The following is a 21,367-nucleotide window of genomic DNA, read 5'->3' as shown; positions in this document are numbered from 1 at the left end:
CAAGGCAGGCAAGCCGAGCCGGCGCGGCAATCAGGCGAAAGCTGCCGTCAGCGCGATCTCCACCATCTCTCCGAAGCTTCGTTCCCTGTCCGCGGCGGGCAGGGCGTCTCCGGTCAGCAGGTGGTCGGAGATCGTGCAGATGGCAAGCGCCCGCCGCCCGTAGCGCGCGGCCACGGTATAGAGCTCAGCCGCCTCCATCTCGACCGCAAGCACGCCATGTCGGGTGAGCTGCTCGGTCAGGTCGGGGCGCTCGTCGTAGAAGACATCCGAGGAATAGATGCCGCCGACATGGGTGCGCACGTCGTGCGCCTCGGCCGCGCGGACAGCGGCCGCGAGCAGGCCGTATTCAGCGCAGGGCGCATAGCGAAGCTCGCGGAAGATGCCGTTCGACGGCGTCGAGAGCGACGAGGAGGTCATTGCGATGACGACATCGCGGACCTTCACATCCGTCTGCATTGCGCCGGCCGACCCGATCCGGATCAGCGTCTTCGCTCCGTAATCCCGGATCAGCTCATTTGCATAGATCGACAGGGAGGGCATTCCCATGCCGGACCCCTGGATGGTCACGCGATTTCCCTTCCAGTTGCCGGTGAAGCCGAGCATTCCGCGGGTTTCATTCACGCAGGTGGGGTCGTCGAGAAAGGTTTCCGCGGCCCATTTCGCGCGATAGGGATCGCCCGGCATGAGCACGGTTTCGGCGATTTCTCCGGGCTTGGCGCCGATATGAATCGTCATTTGTTCCTCCAAAGCAAACGGACCGCGACCGCGGTCCGCTCAGGAAAACTCGGGGCGGCAATGCATGCGCGCCTCAGATCTTGAAGGCGTCGATATCCTTTCCGGCGTCCTCGGCTTCCTTGATCCATTGCGGCTTGCGCCCGCGACCGGTCCAGGTGATCTCCGGATTCTCGGGATGGCGGTATTTCGGCGGGTTCTTGGCCTTCCCCTTGGACCGCGCCGGTGCAACGCCGGTCAGTTCCTTCAGGCTGAATCCGTATTCCTTTACGGCCTTTTCCGCCGCTGCAAGGGCCGCCATGCGCTCGCGATCGGCCAGCGTCGACAAGGCCTTGTCCACGTCCTTGCGCAGCTGCTCGAGTTCGGCGCGGGACATCTTTTTGAGGTCGTTTGGCATTCTAGACTCCGAATAGTGTGCCGTTTTCTGGGCACAAGATTCCCGGGAACGCAATCGGCAAATCGTTGAAATGCACCGAATTGACGGAAATTTCCGGTTGGACCTGTCTAAAAGGACTATTCCGCGGCCATGTTTCGCGGGTCGGCCAGTGCGACGATATCCATCATGATCCGGTTCAGTTCGAAATCCTTGGGGGTATAGACTTTCTGAACGCCCATCGCGCGCAGCCTTTCAGAATCGTCCTCGGGAATGATCCCGCCGACAATGACCGGAATATGCCCGAGGCCGGCCGCGCGCAGCTTTTCCATCAGATCGGAAACCAGCGGGATATGGCTGCCCGAAAGGATGGAGAGACCGACGATATGGGGGTCTTCCCGGCGGACGGCATCGACGATTTCCTCGGGCGTCAGGCGAATTCCCTCGTAGTCGATGTCCATACCGCAATCGCGGGCACGAAAAGCAATCTGTTCGGCGCCGTTGGAATGGCCGTCGAGTCCAGGTTTGCCAACCAGGAGTTTCAGCCGCCGGCCGAGCCGATCGGAGGCCGCATCGACAGCAGCGCGGATCTCTTCCAATCCCTCGGTCCTGTTCGAGGGCGCGCGCGAGACTCCGGTCGGCCCGCGGAACTGGCCGAAAACCTCGCGCATGATCCCGGCCCATTCGCCGGTGGTCACGCCGGCCTTCGCGGCGGCGATGGAGGGCTCCATGACATTCGCGCCGGACTTCGCCGCGTCGCGCAGCGCGGCAAGGGCCGCCGCGACCGCTGCACCGTCGCGATCGGCGCGCCAGGCATTCAGCCGGTCGATCTGGTCCTGCTCGACATCGGGATCGACGATCATGATGCCGCCATCCTCGTCCATCAGCGGCGAGGGTTCGGCCTCGGTCCAGCGGTTGACACCGACAACCACGGTGCCGCCGGTCTCGATCTCGTTCAGCCGGTCCGCATTGGAATTCACCAGCTGCGCCTTCATGTATTCGATCGCGCCGATCGCACCGCCCATGCTCTCCAGATTGGCCAGTTCGTGGCGCGCGCCCGCCTTGAGCGCCTCGACCTTCGCCTCGACCGCGGGATTATTGTCGAACAGATCCTCGTATTCCAGAAGGTCGGTTTCGTAGGCCAGGATCTGCTGCATCCGGAGCGACCATTGCTGATCCCAGGGGCGCGGCAGACCGAGCGCCTCGTTCCAGGCCGGAAGCTGGACGGCCCGGGCACGCGCCTTTTTGGAGAGCGTGACGGCCAGCATCTCGAGCAGGATACGGTAGACGTTGTTTTCGGGCTGTTGTTCGGTCAGCCCCAGCGAATTGACCTGCACGCCGTAGCGGAAGCGGCGGTATTTCGGATCTTCGACGCCGTAGCGTTCTCGGCAGATCTCGTCCCAAAGGTCGACGAAGGCGCGCATCTTGCACATCTCGGTGACGAAGCGGATGCCTGCGTTGACGAAAAAGGAGATGCGGCCGACGAGCTTCGGGAAGTCTTCCGCCGGCACCTTGTCCTTGAGGCCGTCCAGCACGGCCTGGCCGGTGGCCAGCGCGAAGGCGAGTTCCTGCTCCGGCGTCGCGCCCGCCTCCTGCAAGTGATAGGAACAGACATTCATCGGGTTCCATTTCGGCACGGCGCGGTAGCAGTATTCGGCCACGTCGGTGATGAGTTTCAGCGAAGGCTTCGGCGGGCAGATATAGGTGCCGCGCGAGAGGTATTCCTTGATGATGTCGTTCTGCACCGTGCCCTGGAGCTTGGCGACATCCGCGCCCTGTTCCTCGGCCACCGCGATGTAGAGCGCCAGCAGCCAGGGCGCGGTGGCGTTGATCGTCATCGAGGTGTTCATCTGCTCGAGCGGGATCTGGTCGAACAGAGCCCGCATGTCGCCCAGATGCGCCACCGGCACGCCCACCTTGCCGACCTCGCCGCGCGCAAGCGCGTGATCGCTGTCATAACCGGTTTGGGTTGGCAGGTCGAAGGCCACGGAAAGCCCGGTCTGGCCCTTCGAGAGGTTGGTCCGGTAGAGCGCGTTCGATTTGGCGGCGGTCGAATGGCCGGCATAGGTGCGGAACAGCCAGGGGCGGTCTTTCGTCGTATCCGTCATCGGAGGCCTCGTGACTCGTGGTGGGCAACAAGATTTCGTTCTTGGTGAGTTATTCGAAAGATTGTGGCGCTGTCAATTCGCTGCGTTGCGGCGGGCGCTGAAACCTGACCTTGCGAGCGCCGACAGAAGGAAATGGCCGCGAAACAACGGTTCCGGCGGATTTCAGGAATCCGCTGGGACATAAAGTTTCAAAAATACCGAATGTGATGTTGCAATGTTGCGTGACGAACCGTATCAAATCCCGAACCCCGCGATGATTCTGCATCGCGGCACGCGAAGACAGGGAGAGTGACATGGCTCTGGATGACATGACCCACGCGAGCTACCAGGCTCCGGAGAAGGAACTTTACGAGATCGGAGAGATGCCCCCGATGGGATACGTGCCGCCGAAGATGTATGCCTGGGCAATCCGCCGCGAGCGGCATGGCGAGCCGGACAAGTCCTTCCAGGTCGAGGTGGTGGACACGCCGTCGCTCGACAACCACGAGGTGCTGGTGCTGGTGATGGCCGCGGGCGTGAACTATAACGGCGTCTGGGCCGGGCTCGGCGTGCCGATCTCGCCGTTTGACGGCCACGGCGCGCCGTACCATATCGCGGGGTCCGATGCCTCGGGCATCGTCTGGGCCGTCGGCTCCAAGGTGAAGTCCTGGAAGGTCGGTGACGAGGTCGTGATCCACTGCAACCAGGACGATGGTGACGACGAGGAGTGCAACGGCGGCGACCCGATGTATTCGCCCTCGCAGCGGATCTGGGGGTACGAGACGCCGGACGGGTCCTTCGCTCAGTTTACCCGCGTGCAGGCGCAGCAACTCCTGCCGCGGCCGCAGCACCTGACCTGGGAGGAAAGCGCCTGCTACACGCTCACGCTGGCCACCGCTTACCGGATGCTCTTCGGCCACCACCCGCACGAGCTAAAGCCCGGACAGAACGTTCTGGTCTGGGGGGCGTCGGGAGGGCTGGGGTCCTTCGCGATCCAGCTCATCAACGCCGCCGGCGGCAACGCGATCGGTGTGATCTCGGACGAGAGCAAGCGCGACTTCGTTATGACGCTCGGCGCCAAGGGCGTCCTCAACCGCAAGGATTTCGACTGCTGGGGCCAGTTGCCGAAGGTCAACACGCCGGAATACGCCGCCTGGTTCAAGGAGGTGCGGAAGTTCGGCAAGGCGATCTGGGACATCACCGGCAAGGGCGTCAATGTCGACATGGTCTTCGAGCACCCGGGCGAGGCGACCTTCCCGGTCTCGACATTCGTCTGCAAGAAGGGCGGCATGGTCGTGATCTGCGCCGGCACGACCGGTTTCAACTGCACCTTCGATGTCCGCTACATGTGGATGCATCAGAAGCGCCTGCAGGGCTCGCATTTCGCGCACCTGAAACAGGCCGCCGCGGCGAACCGGCTGATGGTCGAACGCCGGATCGATCCCTGCATGTCCGAGGTCTTTCCTTGGGACGAGATCCCGAAGGCCCACATGAAGATGCTGCGCAACGAGCACAAGCCGGGCAACATGGCAGTGCTCGTGCAGGCGCCGACAACCGGGCTGCGCACGCTTGAGGACGCGCTCGAAGCGCGCCGCTGACGCTCACGCCTTACGCTGATTTTTGGGCCGCCGCCCGGGATGCCCGGGCGGCGGCCTTCTGTTGTGCGGGCCGGATCCTGCAGCGCATTTCCGCCTTCGGGTGCCCCTTTCCCGCATGAGGATATCGATCTCCGGACGCGCGCCGCGAGAGCCGCGTACCGGCCAATGGTACGAGTCGTGGGACATGACTGATGCGCAGCGCGCGTTCTGAACCGAAGTCCCCGAAATCAGGGGGTTGTGATCATTTGCCTCACCATTTTGGGGGAGGATAAAGCCGTGAATATGGGCCCAGGGGGGGCTCGTGTTAGAGTTGTATCAACCTTTGTTGATGAAGACGGATGAGCTTCTGCTATGAAACATGCATGGATACTGGATGTTCTGACGGACCTCGGCAGCTACGCGCGCGGCAACGGCCTGACCGCGCTGGCCGAGCAGCTCGACGACGCACGACACGTCGCGAGTGCAGAGATCGTCTGTCAGGCGGGTGGCAGCGATCCGGATGGCGCGGACAGGCGACGAGTGGCGGCGCGTCATGAAGGAGAGGCTCGAGGCGCTGTGTGAATTCGTGCAGAACGCGGAGGATGTCGGCGATCTGCAGTCCGCGACCGAGCAGCTTCGGGATTACTACGAGATCGCGCATATCGTCTATCACTGGGTGAACTCGAAAGGCGAACGCTTCGGAGCAGGTACCTACAGCCAGGACTGGGTCGACCGGTATGTCGAGAAAGACTACCTGCGCATGGATCCGGTGATCCTCGGCTGCCTGCAACGTTTCAATCCCGTCGACTGGAAGGACCTCGACTGGTCGAGCCGGGCGGCGCGCGCCTTCTTCAAGGAGGCCGTGGAATACGGGGTCGGAAACCAGGGCTTCTCGATCCCGATTCGCGGGCCGGCCGGGCAGTTCGCGCTGTTTACGGCATCGGACAATAAGGACGATTTCGGCTGGGCGAGTTTCATCGATGAAAACATGCGCGATCTCATGATCATCGCGCATGAATTCAACAAGAAAGCGCTCGAGTTCGAGCAGGGAGGCGATTCGGCACCGGCACCGGCGCTTTCGCCGCGGGAACTTGCGGCGATGACCTATCTGGCGAAGGGGATGAGCCGGGCCCAGGCAGCACAGGAGATGGACATATCCGAACACACGCTCCGCGTTTATATCGAGGCTGCGCGCCACAAGCTCGGAGCGATCAACACGACGCACGCAGTGGCCCGGGCGCTGTCGCGCGGGCTGATTGTTGTCTGAATCCAGTCAATCCACGGTTCTTGGTGTCTTTGGTGCATCATTTCCGGGGGTGGGTAGGTTTCTGTTAACTAAGTTTGGACAATCCTTTCTGCATCCGACGGAAAGGAGCCACTCGTCATGCTGCGTTATGTTTACGGAACCGACCTCGACCGCTTCGCCAAACTCCGGGACACCATGTTCCGGGACAGGGCCGAGCAATTCTCGCATCGCCTGGGCTGGGACGTCTCGGTGAATGCAAATGGTGAGGAACGCGATCAATACGACGTTCTGAACCCGCTCTACGTGATCTGGGAACTGGACGACGGGAGCCACGGAGGCTCGATGCGTTTCCTGCCCACCACCGGGCGCACGATGATCAACGAGCACTTCTCGCACCTGCTCGACGGCGTAAAAATCGAATCGCCCTTTATCTGGGAATGTACCCGCTTCTGCATCTCTCCGCGCGCCGACCGGCGTGCGGCGGCGGCGCTGGTGCTCGGCGGCGGGGAGTTGATGGACAACTTCAGGCTGTCGCATTTCTGCGGTGTCTTCGACCCGCGGATGGAGCGGATCTATCGCCTCTACCATGTCGATCCGGATGTCATCGGCAGCGCGGGTGAGGGCAAGGACCGCATCGGCGTCGGACTCTGGGAGATGAAACCCGCTGCCTGGGTTCCGACGATCAAGCGGCTCGGTATCGACCGCGAGACGTCGCTCTCCTGGTTCAACCGCTCGTTCAACCGCCAGCCGCGCCGGGACTTCGCCGAGAGCGCCTGACGGTTGCAGACGGGTCGTGAGGGCGTGTCCAAACGGGACGGGTCGCGCCATCTGGTGTCTGGACTCTGCAGCCAGTAGGGTCCGGGCATGCCTCAGGCGGCCCTGACATTTTCGGAAGACCAGGCGGAGGCCTGGGACCGGGCGGCAGATGTGCTCGCCTCGGCCGGTGTCGATCTGCACGAAGAGCTTTTGACGCCGCGCGCCGAGGCCGGCCCGGGCGTTCTGGCCGTGATCGGCAAGGCCGGCTCGGGAAAGACCGTGCTGCTGGCGCGGCTTGCCCAGGAACTCGAGGCGATCGGCGTCGATATCGTTTCTGGGGACTGGGAAGGAAGGCGGCGCCGGGATCGGCGCACGCTGGCAATACTGGCGCCGACGAACAAGGCAGCGAGCGTCCTGCGCGGACGCGGCGTGCCCGCGACGACGATCCACCGCATCCTCTACACCCCGGTCTACGACCCCGAATACGAACGCATCGCCGAATGGCTTGCCGGTCAGGGTGATCGGCCGGAGGTCGAGGGTCTGACCGATATCGCGCTCGATCGCGCCTACGCCTTCTATCAGTCCCACAAGTCGATCCCCGGCGCGCTGGCCGCCGCCGGGTTGCGCGGGTCGGACTTCATCACCGGCTGGAAGCGGCGCGAGGAGCCGCTCGACATCGGGTTTGTCGATGAGAGTTCGATGCTCGACGCAAAGCAGTTCGAGGATCTGAGGGAGATCTTTCCGACGCTACTCCTGTTCGGCGATCCGGCGCAGCTCGCCCCGGTCAATACACCCGGCGGCATGATCTTCGACAGCCTGCCGGAGGGCCGCAAGGTTGTGCTGCACCGCGTTCACCGGCAGGCTGGCGACAACCCGATCCTCGATCTCGCCCATGCGCTGGCTGACCCAGAGTTAAGCTTCGAGCAGTTCGAACGGATGGTCGAGGATGCCGCGCGGCAGGACGAACGGGTCATCATCGGTCAGCGTGTCGAATCCGAACTGATGGCACGCTCGCCGGTGCTCGTCTGGCGCAACGCCACGCGCATCCGGCTGATCCACGCCTTCCGTGCCGCCTATGGCGCGCCGGCCGACAGCCTGCTGCCCGGCGAACCGCTCATCTGCGACGGCATCGAACTGCCTGTAAAGCACCGCCGCAAGCGGCTCGACCTTGAGGCGCGCGGTCTCATAAAGGGTGCCCAGGTGGTCTATCTCGGCCCGGGCCGAAAACCCGGCTTCTCGCAGCTCCATGTGGTCGGCGCCGAAGATCCCCGGCTCTCGGCCGCGTCGATCATCAAGATCGAGATGCCCGACGAGGAGGAGCCGTTCATTCCCTTTGCCGCCGGCATGGGCGCGACTTTCCTGCATGGCGCGGCGGTAACGATCCACAAGGCGCAGGGGTCGCAATGGCCGGTGGTGCAGGTTTTCGCGCCCGATCTCTATGCAGCGGCGCGGGCAGGGCGGGTGGAATCGGGCCAGCCGCTGTGGAAACGGCTCGCCTATGTGGCGATCACCCGCGCGGAGGAGCAGCTCATCTGGGTCACCCGCTATCGGCTCGGGAAGCCGAAGGCGGCGCTGGACACCAGCGATCTCGCCGTGCCGGCGCCGGTCCTCACGCTCGAACAGGTCGAGGAGTAAGGCGCGGGTGCGGGATCAGCCGCCGCGCAACGTTTCCAGTTCGAATCCGGTAAGGCGCGGGATCGGCATCGGGCCGAAACCGTCGAGTCGTTCCACATGCGGGAAAAGCTCACGCAGCGCTTCGCAGGTGGCGCGGTCCGCGAGGCTCTCGACCTGCGGGCCGGGGTGGTAGCTCTCCACCTCGATCCCGTTGGCCAGTATCACCTGCTGGCCGTGCAGGGCGAGGTGATAGAGGCGGACCGGTGCGAAGGGCGTGATTTCGACGGCGCTGTCGCCGTCGATGAAGCCATGCGCCGGAGCGAAAGCCTGAGACGTGCCCAGCATTTCTTGGCAACGTGGGCTGCGATAGAGGATGCGAGCGCGCGGGCCGAGAAGCAGGTCGGGCGCGGGACGGCCGACGCCGAATGATTCGGCGGCGAACCGCGTCAGCCGCAACGGGGCCGGTCCGGATCGGCGCTCCGTGTCGACGTCGATCTGCGTGCTGCCGATCCAGAGCAGCGGCTGCGGCCCGTTGGCCACGGTGCGCAGCATCGCTCCGGGGTGCAGGTCCTCCACCGCGATCGGGCCGTCTTCGGTGGCAATCAGCGTGCCGCGGGTCAGCGCCGAGAAGGCTTCCTCGAAGACCGGCGTGGCCGGGGCGCTGCGGGAGACATGCGCGATCTCCCCGTAAGGCGTCAGATACGCGATGTCGAATTGCCGGACGACCGGGTTCGCGGCACGCGGTGACCAATCCGGATGGGGAATCCTGTCAGGAAAAGAAGCCGCGACGCGGAGTTTCTCCGCCGTCGAGGGGCCAAACGCTACGCGCGGGGTGGTCATGCAATCGATCCTCTCGGTCGGTCGCATCTGCCGTGGCCCCCACCAGGTCGCAGAAGGACATGTCTGTTCAGAGTATTGCCCGCCTGCCTGACGGGTTGTCAAAATCCCACTCCGATTTGCACCCGATCCGCGGCCAATCTCATCTCCGGCCGGGGTTTGTTTCCACGCGAGCGGTCGCATTTACCCGGCTCCGAATCACGACGCCCGCCGCAGCGATATCGGCGACAGGCGTTTGCGGTGTCCGAATGGCCGAGTTCACGCGCGGAGCCGCGGCGCCTTCCGGGATGCCTCGGCAGAGGCGCGGCGGGCGATCATTTCCTGGCGCCGCTGGCCGCGGGCCCAGGGCATCTCCACGATGTTCTCTTCGGCGGCCTCCAGCACCGATTCCATCCAGCGGTTGTTCATGGTCTTGCTCCACCTTGGCGGCCCGCCGCGACATGCGGCGCAGTTGTTTCCCGATCACGGACAATATCGCCAGGGATTCGGGCACGACTTTGTCGGAAGCGGGACGATCTCGCGGGTTCAGAGCCGGATGACCGAGATCAGCCTTCCGTAGTCGGGTTCCTTGCGGTGCAGCGAGCGGCGATAGGAGAAGAAGCGCTGCGGGTCCGAATAGGTGCAGTGGCGCGTCCAGACCGCATGGCCAATACCGGCACGGCGCATCCGGTGAAGCCCGTAGGCGGGGAGGTCGAAATGCGGTTTCTCGCCGCCGCCGGCAAAGAAGCGCTGGTTGTCGGGATCTTCGGCGATGAAATCCTCGAAGAACTCCCAACCGACCTCATAGCTGGCCTGGCTGATCGTCGGGCCGATCACGGCGGAAATATCGGAGCGGGTCGCGCCGAGCCGCTCCATCGCATCGAGCGTCGCCTCCAGCACGCCATCCAGGGTGCCACGCCAGCCGGCATGGGCGGCACCGATGATGCCCGCCTCGTGATCGGCGAAGAGCACGGGTTGGCAATCGGCCGTGAGCACCGAGAGCGCGAGCCCCGGCCGGTCCGTCACCATGGCGTCGACGCGCGGCGCGCGGTCGGGCAGGGTCTCGATGACCGCAACCTCGGTCGAATGGGTCTGGTGCATCGAGACCAGCGCCGAAGGGGCCACGCCCAAGGCCAGGGCGACGCGCTCGCGGTTGATCGCCACGATATCCGACTGGTCCATCGAGCCCGGACCGCAGTTCAGCCCCTCGAAGACGCCCGAGGAGGCGCCGCCGCGGCGGGTGAAGAACCCGTGGCGCAGAGGGGCGATCGCCTCAGATGTCAGCATTTCCAGCGTCATGTCTCGAATCCGGGTGGCGGGTTGGACCCTTTCGGGTAAATCGCGATTGCCTTGAAGAGCGAACCCATTTCCTGCGGATGGGTCAAGCGCCGATGCGCCGAAACATGCGCGTCGATTGCCGCCTCGTCGCGGAGCGACCTCGCAAGCGTCTGCGCTCGTTGGGTAATCCCGAGGCGCTCAAGAAGGAGGCCCTGCGGAACCATTGCCGTGACGGCTGCACCCGCGCTTTGAGCAGCGCGTGCGACTGCCTCGAAATCGACATGGGCGGTCAGGTCGGCTTCGCCCGGGGCCGCGAATGGGTCGGTAGGCGCATGGCCAAGGACGGCCTGGAAGGTGTCGCCACGCGAGCGCCAGTCACCGTAATCGACGAGAATCGCCGTGCCGCCGTGCCGCGCGATACGGCTGGCCATCACAGCAATCTGTGTCGGCAGGCTGGGGCAGAGCTCGACGATCTCTCCCTCCTCGGTGTCGCCGAGTCGGTGGTCGAGCGCCGGCACCGCGGCCGTGGCGGAGAAGACCGGCACCAGCCGGTTTCCGTCGCGGTGGACCAGGCGCTCGCGCCAGCCGTCTGCGTGGCGGAGAAACTGCCGGATCGGCAGCGCGTCGAGAAACTCGTTGGCGACGAGAAAGAGCGGCGCCTCGGGAAGCTCCGCGAGCCGGTCGCACCAGCGCGCGGAATGGCCGGAGAGCGCCGCGCGCTGGCGCTGCCGGAGGCGCGGGCTCGCCTCGACCAGATGCAGGTCGAACGCCTCCGGGAGGCCCGCGACCGTGGCCATTGCACGCAGCGCGTCCGCCATCAGCGTGCCGCGCCCCGGCCCGACCTCCGCCAGGACGGCGCCGGACGGGCGTTCCTGGTCAATCCAGCTCTGGGCGAGGGCGAGGCCGAGAAGCTCGCCGAACATCTGGCTGATCTCCGGTGCGGTGATGAAATCACCCGCCGCGCCAAAGGCATCGCCGCGCGTGTAGTAGCCGTGCTCGGGATGGAGCAGGCACTCGGCCATATACTCGGACAGCGGTATCGGGCCGGTCACGTCGATCCGGCTGAGCAGGATCTCTCCGAGGGGGGTCATGCCGGCTTCGGTGTCCGTCGACGGGATAGCGCGATCAGCGCGAGGCCGAGAGCGACCATTGGCAGCGAGAGCAGTTGCCCCATGGTCAGGCCGATGCTGCCGGAGCCGATCGCAAAGCCGAGCGGATTGTCCGGCGTGATGAACTGTGCGTCGGCCTGGCGAAAATACTCGACGACGAAACGTGCGAGCCCGTAGCCGGCGAAGAAGCTTCCGGCAATGAACCCGGGCTTCTTGAGCGCGTTGCGTCGCAGCGCCAGCCACAGAAGGAAAGCGCCGAGAAGCAGCCCTTCGAGGGCAGCCTCGTAAAGCTGGCTCGGGTGGCGTGCGAGTTCGGAGCCGTAATAGAACCATTCGCCGGCCGTAGGGCAGCCCTGCCAGGCCGGATCGTGACACATGGTGGGGAATTTCATCGCCCAGGGCACATCCGAGGGCCGGCCCCAAAGCTCGGCGTTGATGAAATTGGCGAGTCGGCCGAAGAACAGGCCCAAAGGCGCGGCGATGGCCAGCGCGTCGGCAGCGCCGAGACGCGGGATAGCGTTGCGGCCGGTATAGATCCAGGCGGCGAGAATGGTGCCGAGGAGCCCGCCGTGAAAGGACATGCCGCCCTCCCACACCGCGAGGATCTGGGCGGGGTGCTCGAAATAGTAGGCTGGCTTGTAGAACAGCACGAAACCGAGCCGTCCGCCGAGAACGACGCCGAGGATGACCCAGGTCAACAGGTCCTCGACCTGGCGCGGCCGCATCGGCGGGCCGGAGTCGGGCCAGAGCGCGGGGCGCTTGACCAGCGCCACGATCAGGCGCCAGCCGATCAGCAGCCCGGCGATATAGGCCAGCGCATACCAGCGCAGCGCGAACTCCATGCCGAATAGCGAGATGGAGAAGAGTTCCGGGCTCGGCTCGGGGAACGGGATGAGTGCCTTCATGGTATCCGCTCTTGATCGCCTCGCTGTGGCAAAGTCAACCTTGAGGCCGCCTGCGGTGAGGGCCATATAGGGCTTGGATGTAACGAACGGGTGCCCCATGCAGAGCCGCAACAGGTTTTTTGACGACATGTCCCAGCTGATGACCAATGCGATGGGCGTGGCCCAGGGCGCAAAGGAAGAAGCGGAGACCGCCTTCAAGTCCATGGTCGACCGCTGGCTTGCCGACCGCGATTTCGTCACGCGCGAGGAATTCGACGCCGTGCGCACCATGGCGCAGAAAGCGCGCGAGGAAAACGAGGCGCTCAAGGCGCGGATCGAGGCCCTCGAGGCCGCGACGAAGAAATCCTGACGCAATAGTCGCCAAGGGCTGCCGGGTCCGGCTGCTCCTGGGACAAACAATCGCGGGGCCTCTGCCGAAATTGCCCACCGCATGCGGCGCGGTGGGCTTGGTGTCTCTGCGACAGGACAGCCCTATCGTTCCTTGCGGCATCCCGTCTACCAGACCTCTGTCACTCTGCTACATCTTGCGGAGGAGCGGAACCCTGTCACAAAAATTCCGCTTTACAGGCCGGGGCTTTTGCACGCACCATATGTTGTAAGGTCGGTGGCACGTACTGCCGGACCTAGAGCAGGCACCAAGCCCTAGTTGTCGGCAACAGGCTAGGGCGTGTAAAAAATGAGGCCCGGCATGTCACTCTCCGAAGATTTCCTGACAGATGACATTCATCCGATCGACATCGTCGAGACTCTGGCGGAATCCAACTCCTGGGATTTCGACCGGGTCGCCGAGGACCAGATCGCGATGGCGGTCGAGGGGCAGTGGCGGACCTATTCGATCACGCTCGCCTGGTCGGCCTATGACGAGACGCTGAGGCTCATCTGTACCTTCGAGATGGAGCCGCCCGAAGCGCGGCTGCCGAAGCTCTACGAGGCGCTGAACAAGGTCAACGATGCCTGCTGGGCGGGCGCCTTCACCTACTGGGTCGACCAGCAGTTGATGACCTATCGCTACGGGCTGGTTCTGGGCGGCGGGCAGATTCCGCATCCAGACCAGATCGACCGGCTGATCGGCACGGCGGTGATGGCCGCCGAACGCTATTACCCGGCTTTCCAGCTCGTGGTCTGGGGCGACCAGGACCCGGAAGCGGCGATGCAGATCGCCATCGCCGAGGCGTTCGGGCGGGCCTGACCCTCTACAGAACTTGACCGACCCCGTCGCGCGCCCTGCGCGAGATTTTCGCTAGGATATCCCAGGACAGCTGGCTGTCGGGTCGTTGCCGCCGGATTGCATGGAGGTTAGCTTCGGCCGCGTACAGGTCTGGAGGGAATTTATGGACATGGATGCGGTGAGGGCGCGGGGGCTTGTGCTCCTGGGCTGCGGCAAGATGGGGTCGGCGATGCTGCAGGGCTGGCTGGCGGACGGTTTCCCGGCCGGAGCGGTGAGCGTGATTGATCCCAAGCCATCGGACTGGCTGAAAGCGCAGGGGGTACGGCTCGACGGAGATCTGCCAAAGGATCCAGCGATCGTTCTCGTGGCCGTCAAGCCGCAGATGATGGCCGAGGCTCTGCCCAACCTGGCCGGGTTCGGAGGTGGCGGCACGCTCTTCCTGTCAGTCGCGGCGGGGACGCCGATCTTGTACTTCGAGGCAGTTCTTGGGGAAGGGACGCCGGTTATCCGGGCAATGCCGAACACGCCGGCGGCGGTCGGACGGGGGATCACGGCGATCATCGGCAATGCAGAGGCGACGGCGGCGCATCTGGACCTTGCGGAGCGATTGCTGAGAGCAGTCGGCGCGGTCGTTCGGCTGGAGGAGGAGGCGCAGATGGACGCGGTGACGGCGCTGTCTGGGTCCGGGCCGGCCTATGTGTTCCACCTCGTCGAGGCGATGGCGCAGGCCGGGGTTGCGCAGGGGCTTCCGGAGACGCTGGCGATGCAGCTCGCCCGGGCGACCGTTGAGGGCGCCGGGGAATTGCTCCACCAGGCCGATGAGAGCGCGGCGCAGTTGCGTGTGAACGTGACCTCGCCCGGGGGAACGACGGCGGCGGCCCTTGAGGTCCTGATGCGCCCGGAGAACGGGTTTCCGGCGCTGCTGGAACGGGCAGTCGGCGCGGCGGCGGCGCGGAGCCGGGAGCTGGCGACATGAGCGAGATTTCCTTCGAGGACTTCCTGAAGGTCGACATCCGGGCCGGACGCGTTCTGAAAGCGGAGCCTTTTCCGGAGGCGCGTAAGCCGGCGATCAAGCTCTGGATCGATTTCGGGCCGGAGATCGGCGAGAAGAAGAGCTCGGCGCAGATCACCCGACACTACGATGTCGAGACGCTGCCCGGGCGGATAGTCATGGCGGTGGTAAATTTCCCGCCCCGGCAGATCGGGAAGTTCATGTCGGAGGTGCTGGTTCTGGGCGTGCCGGACGCAGAGGGCGAAGTCGTCCTGCTGGCACCGGATGCGGCGGTGGCGGCAGGTGCAAGGATGTTCTGAGCGTACACGCCTGCTTCGGCAAGGCACCGCGCGGCCCACCCATCCGTTGCACTCCGAAAACGAAACGGGCCCGGCCATCTGGCCGGGCCCTGGTGTCTCAAGACTGCCTTTAGCGTTCAGTGCAGGCGTTCCTGCGCCAGGAGGCGGATCTCGGCGATCGCCTTGCCGGGGTTCAGGCCCTTCGGGCAGGTCTGGGTGCAGTTCATGATGACGTGGCAGCGATAGAGCTTGTAGGGGTCTTCCACGTCGTCAATCCGTTCGCCGGTGGCCTCGTCGCGGCTGTCGATCATCCAGCGATAGGCATGCAGCAGCGCGGCCGGGCCGAGATACCGGTCGCCGTTCCACCAGTAGGCGGGGCAGGAAGCGGTGCAGGAGGCGCAGAGCACGCATTCATAGAGGCCGTCGAGCTTCGCGCGGTCCTCGGGGCTTTGCAGCCATTCCTTCTCGGGCGCCGGCGTCTTGGTCTCGAGCCAGGGCATGATCGAAGCGTGCTGGGCATAGAACAGCGTGAGGTCCGGGACGAGATCCTTCACCACGGCCATATGCGGCAGAGGGTAGATCTTGATGTCTCCCTTCTGCTCGTTGATGCCCCAGATGCAGGCCAGCTTGTTGATGCCGTTGATGTTCATCGCGCAGGAGCCGCAGATCCCCTCGCGGCAGGAGCGCCGGAAGGTCAGCGTCGGATCGATCTCGTCCTTGATCTTGATCAGGGCGTCGAGGATCATCGGGCCGCACTTGTCCATGTCGATGAAATAGGTATCGATCTGTGGATTCTTCCCGTCATCGGGGTTCCAGCGGTAGATCTGGAACTTGCGGACGTTCTTTGCGCCCTCCGGCTTGGGCCAGGTTTTCCCGGTCTTGATCTTGGAGTTCTGGGGGAGAGTGAATTGAACCATGTGGTCACCTCAGATGCCCAGGCGCGGCCGGAAGCCGTCGCGTGGCTTTGGTTCGAGTGATATGTCTGACCGACCCATCCGGGTCAGCGCCTTGCCCATTGGCAATAAAGATCGCCCTTGTAGAGGATCGAGGGGGTTCGACCGCAGCCCTGGCCGCGATAGCCATTGGGGTAGCGGATCGATCGAACGATTGTGCGGGTACGCCAGCCGATCTTGTCGATCTCGGCCTGCGTGAGGCCCAGACGCTTGGCCGCGCAGCGGTTGATCGCATCCGCATCGACATAGGTCACCTGGTCGTAGGGCAGGATCTCGACCGCCATCTGGCTGGACGCCGACGCACCCTTGCGTTGCACGATGTAGGCGGCTCCACCCACGAAACGCTGCGCCTTGCACTGGACGATCGCGTCGCGCTGGGCATCCAGGGTGGTGCTTGCGGAGGCGACGCTCGCCAGGGAGCTTGCGACCACAATGGCGGCGGTAAGCAGGTGGAACCGGTATTTCATCAGTAGACCCTCGCTTTCGGTGCAATCTTGGCAGTATCGATTCCACCTTCAGCTTCGGGGGTCAGCGGGTCAAGATGCACGGGCCGATAGCTGAGCGTCACGTTCGGGCCGTCGACCACCGCCAACGTGTGCTTGCGCCAGTTGACGTCGTCGCGCTCGGGATGGTCCTCGGAGGCATGCGCCCCGCGGCTCTCCTTGCGCGCCTCGGCGCCCACGATGGTGGCCATCGCACAGGGCATGAGGTTGGTCAGCTCGAGGCTCTCCATCAGGTCGGAGTTCCAGACCAGCGAGCGGTCGGTGAGCTTCAGGTCGTCGAGCTTGCTGGCGACTGCCTTCATCTTCTCGACGCCCTCGGCGAGGATCTTGTCGGTGCGGAAGACGGCGGCGTTGTCCTGCATGGTCTTCTGCATCTCGAGCCTTAGCGCCGCGGTAGGCGTGCCGCCATCGGCGTGGCGGACCTTGTCGAACCGATCCAGCGCGGCGTCGAGCGACGCCTTGTTGAGCTCGGGGTTGGCCGCAGCGGGGTCGACCACCTCGCCGGCGCGAATGGCAGCGGCGCGGCCGAAGACCACGAGGTCGATCAGCGAGTTGGAGCCGAGGCGGTTGGCGCCATGGACCGAAGCGCAGCCCGCCTCGCCGACGGCCATCAGGCCGGGCGCGACGGCGTCGGGATTGTCCTCGGTCGGGTTGAGCACCTCGCCCCAGTAGTTGGTCGGGATGCCGCCCATGTTGTAGTGCACCGTCGGCAGCACCGGGATCGGCTCGCGGGTCAGGTCGACGCCGGCGAAGATCTCCGCACTCTCGGTGATGCCCGGCAGGCGCTCGGCGAGCGTCTCTTTCGGGATGTGGTTGAGGTGCAGGTAGATGTGGTCCTTGTTCGGGCCGACGCCGCGACCTTCGCGGATCTCGATCGTCATGCAGCGGCTGACCACGTCGCGCGAGGCAAGGTCCTTGTAGGTCGGCGCATAGCGCTCCATGAAGCGCTCGCCTTCGGAGTTGGTCAGATAGCCGCCCTCACCGCGGGCGCCCTCGGTGATCAGGCAGCCCGAGCCGTAGATGCCGGTCGGGTGGAACTGAACGAACTCCATGTCCTGGAGCGGCAGGCCGGCGCGCGCGATCATCGCGTTGCCGTCGCCGGTGCAGGTATGGGCCGACGTGGCCGAGAAATAGGCGCGTCCATAGCCGCCGGTGGCCAGAACGACCATCTTGGCGTTGAAGGCGTGAAGCGTGCCGTCATCGAGTTTCCAGGCAAGCACGCCCTGGCACTGCCCGTCTTCGGACATGATCAGGTCGGTGGCGAAATACTCGATGAAGAACTGCGCGTCGTTCTTGATCGACTGGCCGTAGAGCGTGTGCAGGATGGCGTGGCCGGTGCGGTCTGCGGCGGCACAGGTCCGCTGGACCGAGGGGCCTTCGCCGAACTCGGTGGTGTGGCCGCCGAAGGGACGCTGGTAGATCTTGCCTTCCTCGGTACGCGAGAAAGGCACGCCGTAATGCTCGAGCTCGTAGACGGCCTTGGGTGCCTCGCGGACCATGTATTCCATCGCGTCGGTGTCGCCGAGCCAGTCCGAGCCCTTGACGGTGTCGTACATGTGCCACTGCCAGTTGTCCGGGCCCATGTTGGCGAGCGATGCGGCGATGCCGCCCTGAGCGGCGACGGTGTGCGACCGGGTCGGGAAGACCTTGGTGACACAGGCCGTCTTCAGCCCCTGCTCGGCCATGCCGAGGGTGGCCCGGAGGCCGGCACCGCCAGCGCCCACGACGACAACGTCATAGGTATGATGGGTGATATCGTATGCGGTCATTGTATTCTCCCAGAACTCAGCCAGCGATCATCGAGGCGATCAGGATCTTGACCAGGGCAAAGAGGCCCAGGCCGCAGAAGAACCAGCCAAGCGCGGTGGTGATGATCATGCCGGCGAAGTCGAAGCCGTGCGGGACATAGTCCTCGAACACCTTCTTGATGTTGAAACGCCAGTGATAGGTGGTCGAGACCACGAAGAGGCCCATGATGACGAAGTTGAAGGGCCGGGTCAGGCCCTCGAGGACGACCTCGTAGGGGGCGCCGACGAGCGGCGCGATGCGGATGAGGAACAGGATGACCAGTGTGGCCATCATGTAGGAGCTGTAGGTGACCTGGAGCTGGTGCTCGGCCCCGTGGGCCAGCGAGCCCTTGCCGGCGGCGCGTTTGCGATCGGTCATGTAGGACATGGGTGCCTCCGGGTCAGACGATGAGCAGGATGATGGATGTCACGACGGCGCCGACGACGGAGCCTGCGACGATGATCCAGCCGAGCTTTTCGGCGGTCTCGAGCTCGAGGCCAACAGCCTCGTCCCAGATCAGGTGACGGATGCCGCCCAGCATGTGGTACCACAGCGCCCAGATCACGCCGAACCAGACGATATAGGCAAGCCACCAGCCGAACAGCCACGCGCTATGTGCGGCGTAGACGTCGGGCCCGGCGGCGGCGGCGAGCAGCCACCAGAGCACGAGCACCATGCCGACCGTCGATCCGTTGCCGGTGATCCGGATGAGGATCGAACTGACCATCAGGATATGCGGACGGTAGATCTGGAGGTGGGGCGACAGGGGACGATTCCCCCGGTTCACATCTGCCATGAGATCTGGCTCCCTTTGTTAGCGCGGAATGTGTCCCGCATTTGCCCCCTTCTCTAATACTTCCCGGACGGGTGTCACGCGAATGCGGTGCGACTCGGCGCGATAAATCGGCGCAACAACCGCCGAGCCGCGGCCAAAGCCCGCCGAAAACAAGCGTTTGGAGATACATATTCAGATATGATCGGAAATTGGCAGGTCGGCGTGCGGCGTCTCCTGGTCAGTCCTGAAAGTCCGGCCCATCGGAGGCGCGGGCTCTTTCCAGATAGGTTTCGAAGGCGCGCAGCGTGGCGTCGGACACGTGATGCTCCATGCCCTCGGCATCGAGTTCGGCGGTCTCGGCGGGCACGCCGACGGCGACCAGGAAGTCGACCAGCGTGCGGTGGCGCATGCGCACCCGCTCGGCGAGTTCCGCTCCGGCCTCGGTCAGGAAGACGCCACGATAGGGGCGCGACACGGCGAGACCCTCTCGCTTGAGGCGACTCACCGCCTTTGTCGCTGTCGGATGGGTGACGCCCATGCGTTGGGCGATGTCGGTGATGCGGGCCTCGCCGAACTCGCTAATGAGATCGCCGATCATCTCGACATAGTCTTCCAGTACCGCCATGGATTGTGCGGCTCGCGCCTGGTTGAAGCGCTCTGGCTCCACCGTCGCCTCGCCTTCGTCCGCTCGATCCTGCTGCATTCACCCTCTCCCCGGCCTCGCGACCTCCCTGTCGACCATAGCCTATCCGGCGTCGCGAACGAAGCCGCTGGCCATGCGCCGATCTGGCAGACCAGCCATGCTTTTAATGCTTCTTGACAGAAATGTTGCCAAGGCTTCATTTGCGGTGATCTTTCAAGAGTGCGAGGCCGTTGCAACATGACCGGGCGGGTAACGACGCGGACGCAAGCTGCTATGGCGCAGGTCCTCGCCGGTCAGCGCCGGGGACCGCGCGCGGCCTTGCTGTTCTTCGGCCCGGCGGTGATCGCTTCGATCGCCTATATGGATCCCGGCAACTACGCGACCAATATCCAGGCGGGCGCGGGCTACGGTTACACGCTGCTGTGGGTGGTGCTCTGTGCGAACCTGATCGCGATGCTATTCCAGGCGCTCTCGGCGCGGCTCGGCATCGTCACAGGGAAGAACCTCGCCGAGCTCTGCCGCGACCACTTCCCGCGCCGCGCCGTCTGGGTCATGTGGGCGGTGAGCGAGGTCGCCGCCATGGCGACCGATCTCGCGGAATTCCTCGGCGGGGCGATCGGGCTGGCGCTGCTCTTCCAGATGCCGCTGATGGCCGGCATGGCGGTGACGGCGATTGTCACATACGGCATCCTGCTGTTCGAGGGGCGCGGCTTCCGGCCGATGGAGCTGATCATCGGCGCCTTCGTCGGCGTGATCGGACTCTGCTACTTGATCGAACTGCTGATCGCGCCGATCGCCTGGGGCGATGCGGCGGCCGGGCTGGTGATCCCGCAGATGCCCGATTCGACGGCGCTGCTGATCTCGGTCGGCATCATCGGCGCAACGGTGATGCCGCATGCGATCTATCTCCACTCCGGCTTGACGCAGGGCCGCACCCCGATCGGCAGTGACCGCGACCGCCGCATGATCCTGCGGTTTTCGAACCGGGAGGTCATCATCGCGCTGGCGCTCGCCGGGATGATCAACATGGCGATGGTGATGATGGCCTCGAGCGCCTTCCATCGCGGCCATAGCGAGGTCGCAGAGATCGAGACCGCCTATCACATGTTGACACCGCTGTTGGGAGCGGCCGCTTCGTCTGTGTTCCTCGTTTCGCTGATCGCGTCCGGCATTTCCAGCTCGGTTGTCGGCACCATGGCGGGGCAGCTCATCATGCAGGGCTTCCTGCATATTCGCATTCCGATCTGGCTGCGTCGCCTCGTTACCATGGCGCCGGCCTTCGCCGTGGTTGCGCTCGGGGTCAATGCCACCGAGGCGCTGGTTATGAGCCAGGTGATCCTGAGCATCGCCCTGCCAGTGCCGATGGTGGCGCTGCTGATCTTCGTCGGGCGCAAGGACATCATGGGCGAGTTTCGCGTCGGCCCGCTGACCCGACTTGCGGGTATCCTCGGGGCCACTGTCGTCCTGACACTGAACTTCGTCCTTCTGGCACAGGTCTTCGGCGTGCCGATTCCGGGGCTTGCGGCCGGTTAGGCGCACTCCGGTCGAACCTTTCGAAGTGCCGTCTTCATTGGTCCGCGGTCGAACTTGGTAGATGAAGCGGCTGTCATTGACCGTCGTGCCGCGCCAAACGCCAGGCTCAATTTCGCTGTACCCGGACTTTCACGCGACGAGAGATCAGTTAGAACCGAAGCGAACAGAGCATTCCTGATCGAAAAAGCGTTACATTTATTAACGATTGATGACATGGTTCG

At 64.5% G+C, this 21,367-nt stretch carries 24 protein-coding genes; 10 read left to right on the top strand and 14 right to left on the bottom strand.

Annotated features, from left to right (window positions below; all coding sequences use genetic code 11):
* Positions 1–30: 30 nt before the first annotated feature.
* The 3 genes from deoD to EU800_RS15070 all read right to left on the bottom strand — a co-directional run bounded on the left by deoD (position 31) and on the right by EU800_RS15070 (position 3,213).
* On the bottom strand, positions 31–735 hold the full coding sequence (deoD, locus tag EU800_RS15080; RefSeq protein ID WP_129633829.1) for a purine-nucleoside phosphorylase: 705 nt from the start codon (positions 733–735) through the stop codon (positions 31–33).
* A 73-nt stretch (positions 736–808) separates the two neighbouring features.
* Positions 809–1,129 carry an H-NS family nucleoid-associated regulatory protein gene (locus EU800_RS15075; protein WP_129633827.1) on the bottom strand — a complete coding sequence of 107 codons (321 nt, stop codon included), beginning with the start codon at positions 1,127–1,129 and terminating at the stop codon, positions 809–811.
* Positions 1,130–1,245: 116 nt separating this feature from the next.
* Positions 1,246–3,213, bottom strand: coding sequence for a protein meaA (locus tag EU800_RS15070; protein ID WP_129633825.1), 1,968 nt, complete (start codon positions 3,211–3,213; stop codon positions 1,246–1,248).
* 293 nt (positions 3,214–3,506) lie between these two features.
* On the opposite strand from EU800_RS15070, the gene ccrA reads away from it, so the two are divergent.
* From ccrA to EU800_RS15045, 5 genes are all read left to right on the top strand, one after another.
* Positions 3,507–4,790, top strand: coding sequence for a crotonyl-CoA carboxylase/reductase (gene ccrA, locus EU800_RS15065; RefSeq protein WP_129633823.1), 1,284 nt, complete (start codon positions 3,507–3,509; stop codon positions 4,788–4,790).
* A 351-nt stretch (positions 4,791–5,141) separates the two neighbouring features.
* Complete coding sequence (locus EU800_RS15060; RefSeq protein ID WP_129633821.1) at positions 5,142–5,351, top strand: hypothetical protein; 210 nt, start codon at positions 5,142–5,144, stop codon at positions 5,349–5,351.
* Complete coding sequence (locus EU800_RS15055; RefSeq protein ID WP_129633819.1) at positions 5,323–6,036, top strand: LuxR family transcriptional regulator; 714 nt, start codon at positions 5,323–5,325, stop codon at positions 6,034–6,036. The genes EU800_RS15060 and EU800_RS15055 overlap by 29 nt, the downstream gene beginning before the upstream one ends.
* A 117-nt stretch (positions 6,037–6,153) precedes the next feature.
* Positions 6,154–6,792: an acyl-homoserine-lactone synthase gene (locus tag EU800_RS15050; protein WP_129633817.1), complete on the top strand. Its 639-nt coding sequence runs from the start codon at positions 6,154–6,156 to the stop codon at positions 6,790–6,792.
* 87 nt (positions 6,793–6,879) lie between these two features.
* Positions 6,880–8,406, top strand: a complete 1,527-nt coding sequence (locus tag EU800_RS15045) for an ATP-dependent RecD-like DNA helicase (protein ID WP_129633815.1) — start codon at positions 6,880–6,882, stop codon at positions 8,404–8,406.
* A 15-nt stretch (positions 8,407–8,421) separates the two neighbouring features.
* Here EU800_RS15045 and EU800_RS15040 read toward each other — a convergent pair whose 3' ends face one another.
* The 5 genes from EU800_RS15040 to lgt all read right to left on the bottom strand — a co-directional run bounded on the left by EU800_RS15040 (position 8,422) and on the right by lgt (position 12,493).
* Entirely contained in the window at positions 8,422–9,225 is an 804-nt protein-coding gene (locus EU800_RS15040) for a Hint domain-containing protein (protein ID WP_165354682.1), read from the bottom strand.
* A gap of 255 nt (positions 9,226–9,480) precedes the next feature.
* Positions 9,481–9,630, bottom strand: coding sequence for a hypothetical protein (locus tag EU800_RS26890; protein ID WP_165354681.1), 150 nt, complete (start codon positions 9,628–9,630; stop codon positions 9,481–9,483).
* A gap of 117 nt (positions 9,631–9,747) precedes the next feature.
* Positions 9,748–10,500, bottom strand: coding sequence for a peptidoglycan editing factor PgeF (pgeF, locus tag EU800_RS15035; protein WP_129633811.1), 753 nt, complete (start codon positions 10,498–10,500; stop codon positions 9,748–9,750).
* Positions 10,497–11,570 (bottom strand): class I SAM-dependent methyltransferase, encoded by a 1,074-nt coding sequence (locus tag EU800_RS15030; protein ID WP_129633809.1) that lies wholly within the window; start codon positions 11,568–11,570, stop codon positions 10,497–10,499. Before EU800_RS15030 ends, pgeF begins: the two co-directional genes overlap by 4 nt.
* Complete coding sequence (gene lgt, locus EU800_RS15025; RefSeq protein WP_129633807.1) at positions 11,567–12,493, bottom strand: prolipoprotein diacylglyceryl transferase; 927 nt, start codon at positions 12,491–12,493, stop codon at positions 11,567–11,569. The genes EU800_RS15030 and lgt overlap by 4 nt, the downstream gene beginning before the upstream one ends.
* Before the next feature lie 97 nt (positions 12,494–12,590).
* On the opposite strand from lgt, the gene EU800_RS15020 reads away from it, so the two are divergent.
* The 4 genes from EU800_RS15020 (at position 12,591) to EU800_RS15005 (ending at position 14,972) form a co-directional block, all read left to right on the top strand.
* The gene (locus tag EU800_RS15020; RefSeq protein ID WP_129633805.1) at positions 12,591–12,842 is read left to right on the top strand and encodes an accessory factor UbiK family protein; all 252 of its coding nucleotides are present in this window, start codon (positions 12,591–12,593) and stop codon (positions 12,840–12,842) included.
* Positions 12,843–13,181: 339 nt separating this feature from the next.
* Positions 13,182–13,682 (top strand): YbjN domain-containing protein, encoded by a 501-nt coding sequence (locus EU800_RS15015; protein ID WP_129633803.1) that lies wholly within the window; start codon positions 13,182–13,184, stop codon positions 13,680–13,682.
* A gap of 142 nt (positions 13,683–13,824) precedes the next feature.
* Positions 13,825–14,637, top strand: coding sequence for a pyrroline-5-carboxylate reductase (gene proC / locus EU800_RS15010; RefSeq protein ID WP_129633801.1), 813 nt, complete (start codon positions 13,825–13,827; stop codon positions 14,635–14,637).
* Positions 14,634–14,972, top strand: a complete 339-nt coding sequence (locus EU800_RS15005; RefSeq protein WP_129633799.1) for a tRNA-binding protein — start codon at positions 14,634–14,636, stop codon at positions 14,970–14,972. The genes proC and EU800_RS15005 overlap by 4 nt, the downstream gene beginning before the upstream one ends.
* Before the next feature lie 116 nt (positions 14,973–15,088).
* Here the strand turns inward: EU800_RS15005 and EU800_RS15000 are convergent, their stop codons facing one another.
* The 6 genes from EU800_RS15000 to mntR form a co-directional block, all read right to left on the bottom strand.
* A complete protein-coding gene (locus EU800_RS15000; RefSeq protein ID WP_129633797.1) occupies positions 15,089–15,868 on the bottom strand; it encodes a succinate dehydrogenase iron-sulfur subunit in 780 nt (259 codons plus the stop codon).
* An 83-nt stretch (positions 15,869–15,951) separates the two neighbouring features.
* Positions 15,952–16,371: a hypothetical protein gene (locus EU800_RS14995; protein ID WP_129633795.1), complete on the bottom strand. Its 420-nt coding sequence runs from the start codon at positions 16,369–16,371 to the stop codon at positions 15,952–15,954.
* Positions 16,371–18,176, bottom strand: a complete 1,806-nt coding sequence (gene sdhA, locus EU800_RS14990; protein ID WP_129633793.1) for a succinate dehydrogenase flavoprotein subunit — start codon at positions 18,174–18,176, stop codon at positions 16,371–16,373. Before sdhA ends, EU800_RS14995 begins: the two co-directional genes overlap by 1 nt.
* Before the next feature lie 16 nt (positions 18,177–18,192).
* Positions 18,193–18,582, bottom strand: a complete 390-nt coding sequence (locus EU800_RS14985) for a succinate dehydrogenase, hydrophobic membrane anchor protein (protein ID WP_129633791.1) — start codon at positions 18,580–18,582, stop codon at positions 18,193–18,195.
* Positions 18,583–18,595: 13 nt separating this feature from the next.
* Positions 18,596–18,991, bottom strand: a complete 396-nt coding sequence (gene sdhC, locus EU800_RS14980) for a succinate dehydrogenase, cytochrome b556 subunit (RefSeq protein WP_129633789.1) — start codon at positions 18,989–18,991, stop codon at positions 18,596–18,598.
* A gap of 217 nt (positions 18,992–19,208) precedes the next feature.
* Positions 19,209–19,673: a manganese-binding transcriptional regulator MntR gene (gene mntR / locus EU800_RS14975; RefSeq protein ID WP_129633787.1), complete on the bottom strand. Its 465-nt coding sequence runs from the start codon at positions 19,671–19,673 to the stop codon at positions 19,209–19,211.
* Positions 19,674–19,850: 177 nt separating this feature from the next.
* Here mntR and EU800_RS14970 point away from each other — a divergent pair, with 177 nt between their 5' ends.
* Complete coding sequence (locus EU800_RS14970; protein ID WP_129633785.1) at positions 19,851–21,146, top strand: Nramp family divalent metal transporter; 1,296 nt, start codon at positions 19,851–19,853, stop codon at positions 21,144–21,146.
* Positions 21,147–21,367: the final 221 nt, after the last annotated feature.

This window comes from Tropicimonas sp. IMCC6043 (genome assembly GCF_004146235.1).
GTDB lineage: Bacteria > Pseudomonadota > Alphaproteobacteria > Rhodobacterales > Rhodobacteraceae > Tropicimonas.
The sequence above is the reverse complement of the archived record's forward strand: the minus strand, read 5'-3'. Positions and strand labels throughout refer to the sequence as shown.